Origin of the sequence: Streptococcus timonensis (assembly GCF_047460355.1) — a bacterium.
GTDB classification, from domain to species: domain Bacteria; phylum Bacillota; class Bacilli; order Lactobacillales; family Streptococcaceae; genus Streptococcus; species Streptococcus timonensis_A.
The window spans coordinates 266,528-280,100 of the sequence record NZ_JASHGL010000002.1 but is presented as its reverse complement, the minus strand read 5'-3'; the positions used below and the strand labels follow the sequence as shown (position 1 = coordinate 280,100).

The 13,573-nt window shown below is 40.2% G+C and carries 12 protein-coding genes, 2 tRNA genes and 2 pseudogenes; all 16 read left to right on the top strand.

Annotated features, from left to right (window positions below; genetic code table 11):
• Positions 1-5: 5 nt before the first annotated feature.
• The 16 genes and pseudogenes from QM941_RS04795 to sufD all read left to right on the top strand — a co-directional run bounded on the left by QM941_RS04795 (position 6) and on the right by sufD (position 13,564).
• Positions 6-548: a hypothetical protein gene (locus QM941_RS04795; protein ID WP_414339345.1), complete on the top strand. Its 543-nt coding sequence runs from the start codon at positions 6-8 to the stop codon at positions 546-548.
• Positions 538-1,124: pseudogene (locus tag QM941_RS04790) on the top strand (aminoglycoside 6-adenylyltransferase). Before QM941_RS04795 ends, QM941_RS04790 begins: the two are co-directional and overlap by 11 nt.
• Positions 1,125-1,187: 63 nt before the next feature.
• On the top strand, positions 1,188-1,562 hold the full coding sequence (locus tag QM941_RS04785) for a GNAT family N-acetyltransferase (RefSeq protein WP_414339343.1): 375 nt from the start codon (positions 1,188-1,190) through the stop codon (positions 1,560-1,562).
• A gap of 18 nt (positions 1,563-1,580) precedes the next feature.
• A pseudogene (gene fic, locus QM941_RS04780) lies at positions 1,581-2,184 on the top strand (protein adenylyltransferase Fic).
• 73 nt (positions 2,185-2,257) lie between these two features.
• Entirely contained in the window at positions 2,258-3,079 is an 822-nt protein-coding gene (locus tag QM941_RS04775; protein ID WP_414339342.1) for an aminoglycoside 6-adenylyltransferase, read from the top strand.
• 327 nt (positions 3,080-3,406) lie between these two features.
• The gene (parC, locus tag QM941_RS04770) at positions 3,407-5,884 is read left to right on the top strand and encodes a DNA topoisomerase IV subunit A (protein WP_414339341.1); all 2,478 of its coding nucleotides are present in this window, start codon (positions 3,407-3,409) and stop codon (positions 5,882-5,884) included.
• Between the two features lie 130 nt (positions 5,885-6,014).
• A complete protein-coding gene (locus QM941_RS04765) occupies positions 6,015-7,037 on the top strand; it encodes a branched-chain amino acid aminotransferase (RefSeq protein ID WP_414339340.1) in 1,023 nt (340 codons plus the stop codon).
• 111 nt (positions 7,038-7,148) lie between these two features.
• Entirely contained in the window at positions 7,149-7,379 is a 231-nt protein-coding gene (locus QM941_RS04760) for a DUF2969 domain-containing protein (protein ID WP_414339339.1), read from the top strand.
• A gap of 49 nt (positions 7,380-7,428) precedes the next feature.
• Positions 7,429-7,509 (top strand) — tRNA-Tyr (locus QM941_RS04755).
• Positions 7,510-7,518: 9 nt separating this feature from the next.
• Positions 7,519-7,590 (top strand) — tRNA-Gln (locus QM941_RS04750).
• Positions 7,591-7,753: 163 nt separating this feature from the next.
• Positions 7,754-8,956, top strand: a complete 1,203-nt coding sequence (rpsA, locus tag QM941_RS04745; protein WP_414339338.1) for a 30S ribosomal protein S1 — start codon at positions 7,754-7,756, stop codon at positions 8,954-8,956.
• Positions 8,957-9,041: 85 nt separating this feature from the next.
• The gene (locus QM941_RS04740) at positions 9,042-9,539 is read left to right on the top strand and encodes a GAF domain-containing protein (RefSeq protein ID WP_414339337.1); all 498 of its coding nucleotides are present in this window, start codon (positions 9,042-9,044) and stop codon (positions 9,537-9,539) included.
• Positions 9,539-11,203 carry a DNA polymerase III subunit gamma/tau gene (gene dnaX, locus QM941_RS04735; protein WP_414339335.1) on the top strand — a complete coding sequence of 555 codons (1,665 nt, stop codon included), beginning with the start codon at positions 9,539-9,541 and terminating at the stop codon, positions 11,201-11,203. Before QM941_RS04740 ends, dnaX begins: the two co-directional genes overlap by 1 nt.
• 18 nt (positions 11,204-11,221) lie before the next feature.
• Entirely contained in the window at positions 11,222-11,416 is a 195-nt protein-coding gene (locus tag QM941_RS04730; protein ID WP_414339333.1) for a DUF3272 family protein, read from the top strand.
• Between the two features lie 87 nt (positions 11,417-11,503).
• The gene (sufC, locus tag QM941_RS04725) at positions 11,504-12,274 is read left to right on the top strand and encodes a Fe-S cluster assembly ATPase SufC (RefSeq protein ID WP_414339332.1); all 771 of its coding nucleotides are present in this window, start codon (positions 11,504-11,506) and stop codon (positions 12,272-12,274) included.
• Between the two features lie 27 nt (positions 12,275-12,301).
• Entirely contained in the window at positions 12,302-13,564 is a 1,263-nt protein-coding gene (sufD, locus tag QM941_RS04720) for a Fe-S cluster assembly protein SufD (protein WP_414339330.1), read from the top strand.
• Positions 13,565-13,573 lie beyond the last annotated feature (9 nt).

Genomic DNA, 13,573 nt, shown 5'->3' with positions numbered 1-13,573 from the left:
AAATCATGATAAGTCTATTGTTTCATACTCCTTTTCTTGTGATAGTTTTAGTCATAGGCGCAGTTATGTTTCTAACTGCTAAACAAGGTAAACCTGAGAAAAGTCGCTTTCTTGAATTCTTACTATTAACCATAGTAACCGCCTGTGTCTTTTTATTTGATAATCCTTTAAGATCCAATCCTTATGCAGGCTTGCTATTCTATACTTTTGATATCTTTATTTTCACACCAGCTAGCTTAGCTTTTGGTTTCACAGGCGTTTATAAAAGCACGAAACATCTCAAGCATTATCATAGTAGTTACTCAAAAATTCTTAGACTTAATGCCTGGTTTTTAGCAATATTTTCGGTTATTAATTTCCTATTTTTAATGCTGACTGAAGAAATGGGGATTCTGTTTTTACTACCACTTTTTGGCATCAGTTCGATTATTCAATTTATAATAGGTGAACTTGAAAGAAAAAGGGTTCAGAAGCTTCTTAAGCAAAGAAAAGAAGATGATGTTATTCAGAATCCAGAGGTAACTGAGAGTGAATCACATGAGAACTGAACCCGAAATGCTTGATTTAATTTTACAAACTGCAAAAATTCTAAAAGTCGAGGCTGTGGCTTTATCAGGTTCTAGAACTAATGACCAAGTTCAAAAAGATGAATTTCAAGACTACGATGTGGTTTATGTTGTGGATGATTTAGACACTCTAATAAGAGATCTTGCTTGGTTGAACCAGTTTAGCACACGTAACATTGAGCAACATAATATCCTAGGCAACCGTCGTCTCTACCTCATGCTTTTCGAAGATGAGAATCGCATTGATCTAACCCTCTGTCCTAAAGATCACATCAACGAATGGGTGGATAGTGAGGCAGGATTCAGAGTTTTAGTAGATGAGAAGGGTTTGTTTGAAACCTATCTGCCTAATTCGAAGCGCTACTGGATCGCTCCGCCTCCGAAGAGGAATTTGCAGCATCCTGCAATGAATTTTGGTGGGTATCGACTTATGTCGTCAAGGGCATTCGAAGAAATCAACTGGTCTATGCGACTGACCACCTCAACACTATCCGCAGCCGTTATAAAAAACGCAAACCAGCTAAGAAGGTGAAAGAAGAAGCGACGGAGAGTAACTAGAATATGACTAAATTTGAGATGAAAAATTGTTAGTAGTCGCATCGGATTTGAAAGGAGTAGAAAATGATAATCAGACCTGCAAGCACAAATGATTTTCAAGCTATTTACGCCCTTTATCAAAATGAAAAATGGATGTCTTTTACAGAGGAAAAAGTGACATCACTATTTTCAACAAATCTGTCTCATTACGTGGTAGTTGAAGAGAACCACAAAATTCTTGGTTTTGCCCGCTACTTGACAGATGAAGTCATGACGACCTTTTTAGCTGAGATTATCATTGATAAAGCCTATCGCGGAAAAGGATTGGGACGGCGATTGGTCGCTGAAATTCATCAAAAACATCCTTTGACTCGCATTGAATTAATATCAGAAGCGGATGGATTTTATCAGACAGTAGGTTTTAAACCTGTGGGAACAGGGCTTAGAAAATCTATCTAAATGAAAGGAGCCGTATTTATGACTCTTGACAATAAACTGGGTCTGACGGATTCGCTTGAACCTGCTAAGGTGGAAGAAATAATCAGCAAAAAACGAGCTAAAAGACTTTTTGAAAAGCAGCTTCTGAACGATAAAGCAGCTAGCATCTATGCCACTCTAGCCTTTATTCATGGATTCTTGTTTGAAGAAATCTATGACTTCGCTGGTCAGATTTGGACAGTCAATCTCGCCAAAGGGAATTTTCGCTTTGTGCCTGTCATGTATCTGGCAGCTTCCTTGGAAAATATTGACCGAATGCCTCAGCGGACCTTTAATCAGATTGTCGAAAAGTATGTGGAGCTAAATATTGCCCATCTTTTCCGCGAGGGGAATGGCAGAAGCATGAGGCTTTGGCTGGATCACCTACTCAAGGCTGAGCTGGGGCAAGTCGTGGACTGGTCTCAAGTGGACAAGGAAGATTACCTCCTAGATATGGAGCACACCCCATTCGAGATACAGAAACAAGCATGTCCTCAAGCAAGCCCTCACTAATGATGTTGATAACCGTGACCTCTACATGAAGGGTGTAGACCATAGTTACTACTATGAAGGATATAGTCTATATAAAGCTGAGGAGTTGTGAGATAAGCCAAGTCCCCTTTATAGACATGTCCTATACAGAATCAAGAGTTTTCACTAAAAAGGCAGGTATTCCTATGAGAACTGAACCCGAAATGCTAGATTTAATTTTACAAACCGCAAAAACTCTTAAAGTCGATGCTATCGCCTTGTCTGGTTCACGGACAAATCCAGAGGCTCCAAAAGACGAATTTCAAGATTATGATGTGGTCTATATTGTAGATGATTTGACTAATCTGACGAGCGACCTTGCTTGGTTGGATTCCTTTGGCGCACGTATGATTGAGCAACATAATATCCTTGGCAACCGTCGACTTTATCTGATGCTTTTTGAAGATGGCAATCGCATTGATTTGACTTTATGTCCTAAAGAGTATATCAAGGAGTGGGTAGAAAGCGAAGCGGATTTCACGGTGCTAGAGGACCCTAAGGGCTTGTTTGCACCTTACTCTCCAAATCCTCGGCGCTACTGGACAAGCCCAGCTAGTGCGATAGATTTTGAAAAAGCCTGCAATGAATTTTGGTGGGTGTCAGCCTACGTAGTCAAGGGAATCTGTCGCAAGCAACTACTCTATGCCACTGACCACTTCTACGGTATTTGTCAACAAGAACTCCTGAAGATCTTGGCTTGGCAGGTCGCAAGTGATAGGGGAACAGTCGATATCGGTAAGAACTCTAAGTATCTTTTCCAGTATTTACCTACAGAGAAAAAGAAGGAATTCTCAAATCTGCTTGATTTTTCAAGTATAGAGAAACTTACTCAGTCATTGTTTGCTACGATGCAGCTTTTCCACCACGAAGCTCAATCCCTTGCTAACAAGATGGGCTTTGACTACAAGAAGGACGTGGCTGAGAAGATGATTGACTATGTTGAGGAAAAACTTCAAAACACTAAGTAACTAAAGAACACAAATTAAAACTACTAAACTACAGAAAGGATCGTTTAGTTACTTATAGTAACTGAATTCCTTTTCCACAAAAAATCTACTCTACATTCTTTGAAAGGAGTTTAACACGCCCTAAATACAGTGTGAAAACTCCTGACGCATCTTTTAAAACGTATTTTAAACTACAGAAAGGATAGTTTGGTTACTTACTAGTAACTGAACACGGGACTAATTTCTTAGGAAAAAAGATAAATCTCCTTGGGTTTAACGAACCCTGCATCGATTTCCTATTTTTCTACAGAAATTTTTGGCAAGCCGAAACGTCCCTTTGTATCTTATATGAGTAATATCCAAAATATGTCCTTGGAGGACATCATGGGAGAGCGCTTTGGTCGCTACTCCAAATACATCATTCAAGACCGGGCTTTGCCAGATATTCGTGATGGATTGAAGCCGGTTCAACGCCGTATTCTTTATTCAATGAATAAGGATGGTAATACTTTTGACAAGAGCTACCGTAAGTCTGCCAAGTCTGTCGGTAACATCATGGGGAATTTCCACCCACACGGTGACTCTTCTATCTATGATGCTATGGTTCGTATGTCTCAGGACTGGAAAAATCGTGAGATTCTAGTTGAAATGCACGGTAATAACGGTTCTATGGACGGAGATCCGCCTGCGGCTATGCGTTATACAGAGGCGCGTTTGTCTGAGATTGCAGGCTATCTCCTTCAAGATATCGATAAAAAGACAGTTCCCTTTGCTTGGAACTTTGACGATACCGAGAAAGAGCCGACTGTCTTGCCAGCAGCCTTTCCAAACCTCTTAGTCAATGGTTCAACTGGGATTTCAGCTGGTTATGCCACAGATATTCCACCGCATAATTTGGCTGAGGTCATCGATGCGACAGTCTACATGATTGATCACCCAACTGCCAAGGTAGATAAGTTGATGGAATTCTTGCCTGGACCAGACTTCCCTACAGGAGCCATTATTCAAGGACGAGACGAAATCAAAAAGGCCTATGAAACTGGTAAAGGGCGCGTGGTTGTTCGTTCTAAGACTGAAATCGAGAAACTGAAAGGTGGTAAGGAGCAAATCGTTATCACGGAGATTCCCTATGAGATTAATAAGGCTAACTTGGTCAAGAAAATTGATGAAGTTCGTGTCAATAACAAGGTGGCAGGCATTGCTGAGGTTCGTGACGAGTCTGACCGTGATGGTCTTCGTATCGCTATCGAGCTAAAGAAAGATGCAAACACTGAGCTTGTTCTCAACTATCTTTTCAAGTATACTGACTTGCAAATCAACTACAACTTCAACATGGTGGCGATTGACAATTTCACCCCTCGTCAGGTGGGGATTGTACCAATCTTGTCTAGCTATATTGCCCACCGTCGTGAAGTGATCTTGGCGCGTTCTCGCTTTGACAAGGAAAAGGCTGAAAAACGTCTCCATATAGTGGAAGGTTTGATTCGTGTCATCTCTATCCTGGATGAAGTTATTGCCCTTATCCGTGCTTCTGAGAACAAGGCTGACGCTAAGGAAAACCTCAAGGTCAGCTATGATTTTACAGAAGAACAGGCTGAGGCTATTGTTACCTTGCAATTGTATCGTTTGACCAATACAGACGTGGTTGTCTTGCAGGAAGAAGAAGCAGAACTTCGCGAAAAGATTGCTATGCTGGCAGCCATCATCGGTGACGAACGTACTATGTATAATCTCATGAAGAAAGAACTTCGTGAGGTCAAGAAGAAGTTTGCGACACCTCGTTTGAGTACTTTAGAAGATACAGCAAAAGTGATTGAGATTGATACAGCCAGTCTTATAGCTGAGGAAGATACATACGTCAGCGTGACTAAGGCAGGCTATATCAAACGTACCAGTCCTCGTTCTTTCTCAGCTTCAACCTTAGAGGAAATTGGTAAAAGGGATGATGACCGATTGCTATTTGTCCAATCTGTTAAAACTACCCAGCATCTCTTAATCTTTACAACACTTGGAAATGTCATTTATAGACCAATCCATGAGTTGGCAGATATTCGTTGGAAGGATATCGGAGAGCATCTAAGCCAGTCTATTACAAACTTTGAAACCAATGAAGAAGTTCTATATGTAGATGTCGTGGATCAGTTTGATGATGCGACAACCTACTTTGCAGCAACTCGCCTTGGTCAAATCAAACGGGTTGAACGAAAAGAATTCTCTCCTTGGAGAACCTATCGTTCTAAATCGGTCAAATATGCCAAGTTGAAAGATGATAGTGACCAGATTATAGCTGTTGCACCAATCAAACTTGATGATGTTTTGTTGATTAGTAAAAATGGATATGCCCTTCGCTTCAATATCGAAGAGGTTCCAGTTGTTGGAGCCAAGGCTGCAGGTGTTAAAGCTATGAATCTGAAAGCAGATGATGAGCTTCAAGCTGCCTTTATCTGCAATACTTCATCCTTCTATCTGTTAACGCAGCGTGGAAGCTTGAAACGTGTATCAACAGAGGAAATTCCAGCAACCAGTCGTGCTAAGCGAGGTCTTCAAGTTCTGAGAGAATTGAAGAGCAAACCACATCGTGTCTTCTTGGCCGGTGCTGTCTCAGAACAAGGATTTATCGGAGATCTTTTTAGTACAGAAGTAGAAGATGGCGAACAAACTCTGGTTGTTCAATCAAATAATGGAACGATTTACGAAGCAATTCTGCAAGATTTAAATCTATCAGAGCGCACAAGTAATGGAAGCTTTATCTCAGATACTATTTCAGACGAGGAAGTTTTCGATGCCTACCTCAAAGACGTTTTTAAAGACGACAAGGAAAACTAAGAAAAGGATCAGTCCCAGTGACTGGTTTCTTTTTTGGTAAAATTTTCAGAAAATTACAAATAATACTTGAATTTTTAGGAGAATAGTGTAGAATAGAACACAAAGCCTGATTAGAATAAAGGAGATTATCATGACAGTTATGATCGATTGGGAAAATCTCGGTTTTTCCTATATGAAACTACCTTATCGTTATATCGCTTATTTTAAAGATGGACAATGGACTCAAGGAGAATTAACAGAAGATGCGACCTTGCATATCTCAGAATCATCTCCAAGTCTTCACTATGGACAACAAGCATTTGAAGGATTGAAAGCCTATCGTACAAAGGATGGCAGTATTCAACTCTTCCGTCCAGATGAAAATGCTAAGCGTCTGCAACGCACCTGTGATCGTCTTTTAATGCCTCAAGTTCCAACGGATATGTTTGTAGAGGCTTGTAAGTCAGTAGTTCGAGCTAATGAAGAATACGTACCACCTTACGGAACTGGTGGAACCCTTTATCTTCGTCCACTTTTGATTGGTGTGGGAGATATCATTGGGGTAAAACCAGCAGAAGAGTATATCTTTACCATCTTTGCCATGCCGGTTGGAAATTACTTCAAAGGTGGCTTGGTTCCAACCAACTTCTTGATTCAAGACGAGTATGACCGTGCTGCGCCACATGGAACAGGAGCTGCCAAGGTCGGTGGGAACTATGCAGCTAGTCTTTTGCCAGGAAAAATGGCTAAATCCCGTCATTTCTCAGACGTTATTTATCTTGACCCATCAACCCACACCAAGATAGAAGAGGTCGGGTCAGCAAATTTCTTTGGGATTACAGCTGATAATGAGTTTGTAACGCCATTGAGTCCATCGATCTTGCCATCTATTACCAAGTACTCATTGCTTTACTTGGCAGAGCATCGTTTGGGAATGACACCTGTTGAGGGAGATGTGCCAATTGACAGCCTTGATCGATTTGTAGAAGCAGGTGCCTGTGGAACAGCAGCAGTAATCTCACCTATTGGGGGAATCCAGCACGGAGATAAACTTCATGTCTTTTACAGTGAGACAGAAGTCGGACCAGTAACTCGTAGATTATACGATGAATTGACAGGTATCCAATTTGGTGACGTTGAAGCACCAGAAGGATGGATTGTAAAAGTTGACTAAAAGACTAAAAGTACAAGAAACTCTATAGCAGTTGTAACGGCTGATATGGAGTTTTTTCTTGCTAGTTTGGGGAATTTCTTGTAAAATAGAAACCATGAAAAGAGGTGTAGAATGAGTAAAAAAGATAAAAAAATTGAAATTCAATTATCAGATGCAACGGTATTAGTTGGGAAAGAAAAATATGATGGCTACACGTTAACTATTGGGAAAAAGACTATTGGTGAAATTGCCGAATTAGACAACCAATTTGCCATCATCAAGAATGGGAATGTGGACGCTTTCTACAAGAAACTTGACCAAGCTGTTGAAGTATTGATTGAAAACTACAATTTAGCAAAATAGTGCTTGTTTTTTGTAAATTTTCATGATATAATAAACTTTGTTGATTGTCGGAGAGATAGCGAAGAGGCTAAACGCGGCGGACTGTAAATCCGCTCCTTCGGGTTCGGGGGTTCGAATCCCTCTCTCTCCATATCACTATTGGGGTATAGCCAAGCGGTAAGGCAAGGGACTTTGACTCCCTCATGCGTTGGTTCGAATCCAGCTACCCCAGTTCTTAGGTAATAAATTCAAGATTAAAGGGAAAATATCTTAGGGTATTTTATTTTTATAATTGAAAGACGTGAACGATATAAACATGTCCTTGCGGGTGCTTAGGAAAAAAATTATAAGTATGTCAAGCTCTAGAAAGGCTTGATTGTTGGAGGATTTTTTAGATGAACGAATTTGAAGATTTGCTAAATAGCGTTAGCCAAGTTGAACCTGGTGATGTTGTTAGTGCTGAAGTATTGACAGTAGATGCTACTCAAGCTAACGTTGCAATCTCTGGAACTGGTGTTGAAGGTGTCTTGACTCTTCGCGAATTGACAAACGATCGCGATGCAGATATCAATGACTTTGTAAAAGTAGGTGAAGTATTGGATGTTCTTGTACTTCGTCAAGTAGTTGGTAAAGATACTGATACAGTAACATACCTTGTATCTAAAAAACGCCTTGAAGCTCGCAAAGCATGGGACAAACTTGTAGGACGCGAAGACGAAGTTGTTACAGTTAAAGGAACTCGCGCTGTTAAAGGTGGACTTTCAGTAGAATTTGAAGGTGTACGTGGATTTATCCCAGCTTCAATGTTAGACACTCGTTTCGTACGTAACACTGAGCGTTTTGTAGGCCAAGAATTTGAAGCTAAAATCAAAGAAGTTGATGCTAAAGAAAACCGCTTCATCCTTTCACGTCGTGAAGTTGTTGAAGCAGCTACAGCAGCAGCTCGTGCTGAAGTATTTGGTAAATTAGCTGTTGGTGATGTTGTAACTGGTAAAGTTGCACGTATCACAAGCTTCGGTGCATTTATCGACCTTGGTGGTGTTGATGGATTGGTTCACTTGACTGAATTGTCACATGAACGCAACGTTTCACCAAAATCAGTTGTAACTGTTGGTGAAGAAGTAGAAGTGAAAATCCTCGATCTTAACGAAGAAGAAGGACGTGTGTCACTTTCACTTAAAGCTACAACACCTGGACCATGGGATGGCGTTGAGCAAAAATTGGCTAAAGGTGATGTTGTAGAAGGAACAGTTAAACGTTTGACTGACTTCGGTGCATTTGTTGAAGTATTGCCAGGTATCGATGGACTTGTTCACGTATCACAAATTTCACACAAACGTATTGAAAATCCAAAAGAAGCTCTTACTGTTGGTCAAGAAGTTACTGTTAAAGTCCTTGATGTTAACGCTGATTCAGAACGTGTATCACTTTCTATTAAAGCTCTTGAAGAACGTCCAGCTCAAGAAGAAGGACAAAAAGAAGAAAAACGCGCTCCTCGTCCACGTCGTCCAAAACGTCAAGAAAAACGTGACTTTGAACTTCCTGAAACTCAAACAGGATTCTCAATGGCTGACTTGTTCGGAGACATCGAACTTTAATTCATTCGAATTTAAACAAAATCCTTTGTTTTTAAAACAAGGGATTTTTCTTTTTTCTACTAGTATTTTTTGATATAATGGACTTATGTTATATTCAGAAAAAGAATCACTTTATAAAACCGTCAATGAGCAGCTCTCTTTTCTCTTAGAAGGAGAGCCAAATGTTTTAGCCAATCTATCAAATGCAAGTGCCTTACTAAAATCAACTTTTCCCAATACTGTCTTTGTAGGTTTCTACTTGTTTGATGGGACTGAGTTAATCTTGGGTCCCTTTCAAGGCGGAGTTTCTTGTGTCAGAATCGCTCTTGGAAAAGGTGTCTGTGGAGAATCTGCAGCTAGTCTTCAAACAGTCATTGTTGGGGATGTAAAATCTTACCCTAATTACATTTCCTGTGATAGTAGTGCCAGAAGTGAAATTGTCCTACCAATTGTAAAAAATAACAAGTTGCTAGGAGTTTTAGATTTGGATTCATCAAGAGTGGATGATTATGATGAAATTGACAGAAAATTTCTAGAAGAGTTTCTTGTTATTTTGTTAGAGAAAACTAAATGGGATTTTTCAATGTTTGAGGAGAATGTATAATGTATCAGGCCCTTTATCGAAAATATAGAAGCCAAACCTTTTCACAGTTAGTTGGTCAGGAAGTGGTTGCCAAAACTCTCAAACATGCTGTTGAACAGGAAAAAATAAGCCACGCCTATCTCTTTTCAGGTCCTCGTGGAACTGGTAAGACTAGTGTGGCTAAGATTTTTGCTAAGGCCATGAACTGTCCTAATCAAGTAGCTGGGGAACCATGTAACAACTGTTATATTTGTCAGGCTGTGACTGATGGTAGTTTGGAAGATGTTATTGAAATGGATGCCGCTTCAAATAATGGAGTCGATGAAATTCGTGACATCCGTGATAAGTCAACCTATGCTCCAAGTGTAGCCCACTATAAGGTCTATATCATTGATGAGGTTCACATGCTCTCGACAGGTGCTTTCAATGCCCTTTTAAAAACTTTAGAAGAACCAACTCCAAATGTAGTCTTTATCCTTGCTACGACAGAGCTTCATAAAATTCCTGCTACTATTTTGTCACGGGTTCAACGCTTTGAGTTTAAGTCCATTAAGACTCAAGATATTCGAGATCATATCTTCCAGATTTTAGATAAGGAAGGGATTGATTACGAGAATGAAGCTGTCGAAATTATTGCTAGACGGGCTGAGGGCGGGATGCGAGATGCTTTATCCATCTTAGATCAAGCCTTGAGTTTAACTCAAGAAGGGGCTCTAACAACAGCTGTTTCTGAGGAAATTACGGGGACTATTAGTCTTGCTGCCTTGGATCATTACGTGGCTGCTTTGGCTCAAAAAGATACAACTAGTGCTTTAGATAATCTCAATCTTATCTTTGATAATGGAAAGAGTATGACACGTTTTGTGACAGATTTGTTGCAGTATTTACGTGATATCTTGATTGTCCAAACTGGCGGTGAAAATACCCATTATAGCGAGATTTTCAAGGAAAACTTAAGCCTGTCTCAGGATATGTTGTTTGAGATGATTAGTATTGCGACTAAAAGTTTATCAGATATAAAGGCAAGTTTACAACCCAAGATTTATGCTGAAATGATGACCATTCGCCTAGCAGAACTTGAAGTTAAACCAGCTTTATCAGGTCAAGTAGCTGATGAATTAGCTTCACTAAGGGATGAAGTGGCACGCCTCAAACAGGCTCTTGCAAGTGCTGGGTCTAATCCTAAGCCAACTGCACCTGTGGTAAGTCGTCCTTCGAACAATAAATCCGTTTATCGGGTTGACCGTAACAAGGTTCACTCAATTCTTCAAGAAGCAGTAGAAAATCCAGATTTAGCCCGTCAAAACTTAATTCGTCTTCAGAATGCCTGGGGCGAAGTTATTGAAAGTCTATCGGGACCAGACAAGGCACTTTTAGCTGGTTCAAATCCTGTAGCAGCCAATGAACATCATGCTATTCTCGCCTTTGAATCAAACTTCAATGCCGGCCAAACCATGAAACGAGATAACTTGAATCTAATGTTTGGCAATATTCTTAGTCAAGCAGCTGGCTTTTCTCCAGAAATTTTAGCTATTTCACAGGAAGAATGGCTAGAAGTTCGTGCAGATTTTTCTGCCAAAACTAAATCTTCCCAAGGTCAGGCTGTTAAAGAAGAAGCAGAAGAGTCTATTATGCCTCAAGGATTTGAATTCTTAGCAGATAAAGTGACTATAACAGAAGACTAAAGAGAATGTATCGTTAATATGAACAGACAACAATTTATTATCATGGCCTTTTTTACAGCGGCTGAGACCTATTATTTCAATGAAGCAATCATGTCTCAGCGCTATGTCATGGCCTTTCTCTGGGCTGTTTTAATCCTGAGGAATTTTCGTGTCTCCTACATTATGGGAAAAATTGTAAGTGCCATAGAGGACCATTTTAAAGGGAGGAAGTAAGCCCTAGCTTCTAGACAAAATAAAAGCCTTTCAGGCTTTTTTTTGCTATACTAGTAAGAGTATACATACATTAAGAAAGGAATTAAGATGTCAGTAATTGAGATTAAAGATCTTCATGTTGAAATTGAAGGTAAGGAAATTTTGAAGGGGGTTAATTTAACCCTTAAAACAGGAGAGATTGCAGCTATCATGGGACCAAATGGTACTGGTAAATCAACTCTTTCAGCAGCCATTATGGGAAACCCTAACTATGAAGTTACAAAAGGTGAAGTATTGTTTGATGGCGTAAATATCCTTGAGTTGGAAGTCGATGAACGTGCTCGTATGGGGCTTTTCCTAGCTATGCAATACCCATCAGAAATTCCTGGAATTACCAATGCAGAATTCCTTCGTGCAGCTATGAATGCTGGTAAAGAAGACGATGAAAAGATTTCAGTGCGCGATTTCATCACTAAACTGGATGAGAAAATGGAATTGCTTAACATGAAAGAAGAAATGGCTGAGCGTTACCTCAATGAAGGTTTCTCTGGTGGTGAGAAGAAACGCAACGAAATTCTTCAACTCTTGATGTTAGAACCAACATTTGCCCTTTTGGATGAGATTGACTCCGGTCTTGATATTGATGCCCTTAAAGTTGTCTCTAAAGGTGTGAATGCTATGCGTGGTGAAGGTTTTGGCGCTATGATCATTACTCACTACCAACGTCTTTTGAACTATATCACACCAGACGTGGTACACGTTATGATGGAAGGTCGTGTTGTTCTTTCTGGTGGTCCAGAATTGGCGGCACGTTTGGAACGTGAAGGATACGCAAAATTAGCTGAAGAACTTGGCTATGACTACAAGGAAGAATTGTAATTCCCTCGTATCTTTTAGGAGAAGTAAATGACTAAAGAAACTATTAAACTTTTTTCAGAAATGCACGCTGAACCAAGCTGGTTGTCAGACCTCCGTCTAAAAGCTTTTGATAAAATTGAGAGTTTGGATTTACCAGTCATTGAACGTGTGAAATTTCACCGTTGGAACCTGGGTGATGGAACGATTACGGAGAATGAACCAACAGCAAATGTTCCAGATTTTACAGCTATTGACAATCAGTTGAAATTGGTACAATTAGGTACTCAAACAGTCTTTGAGCAAATTCCAGTTGAGTTGACTGAACAGGGTGTGATCTTTACAGACTTTCATTCAGCTTTAGAAGAAATTCCAGAACTCGTAGAAGAATTTTTCATGTCATCAGTAAAATACGATGATGACAAGTTGGCAGCTTATCACACTGCTTACTTTAACAGTGGAGCTGTTCTCTACATTCCTGATAATGTTGAGATTGCTGAGCCAATTGAAGGGATTTTCTGCCAAGACAGCGATAGTGATGTGCCATTTAACAAGCATATTCTGATAATCGCTGGTAAAAACTCTAAAATCAGCTACCTTGAACGTTTAGAATCACGCGGTGAGAGCAGTGCAAAGGCAACAGCTAATATCACTGTAGAAGTGATTGCCCGTTCTGGTGCTCAAGTGAAATTTGCTGCAATTGATCGTCTTGGTGAGAATGTCACTGCCTACATTAGCCGCCGAGGTAAATTAGGTAACGATGCAAGTATTGACTGGGCTATCGGTGTTATGAACGAAGGAAATGTTGTTGCAGACTTTGATAGTGACCTACTTGGAAATGGTAGCCATGCAGACCTTAAGGTCGTAGCTCTTTCAAGTGGTCGTCAGGTGCAAGGGATTGATACTCGAGTAACTAACTATGGTTGCAACTCTATTGGTAATATCCTTCAACATGGAGTAATTCTTGAAAAAGCAACTTTGACCTTCAATGGTATTGGCCACATCATCAAGGGTGCTAAGGGAGCAGATGCCCAACAAGAAAGCCGTGTTCTTATGCTTTCTGACCAAGCGCGTTCAGATGCTAACCCAATTCTTTTGATTGATGAAAATGATGTCACTGCAGGTCACGCGGCTTCTATTGGACAAGTTGATCCAGAAGACATGTACTACCTCATGAGCCGTGGCTTGGACAAAGCCACTGCAGAACGTTTGGTTGTTCGTGGTTTCCTTGGTTCCGTTATCGTTGAGATCCCTGTCAAGGAAGTTCGTGATGAAATGATTGCGACGATCGAAGAAAAATTGTCAAAACGCTAAGGGGAAGCC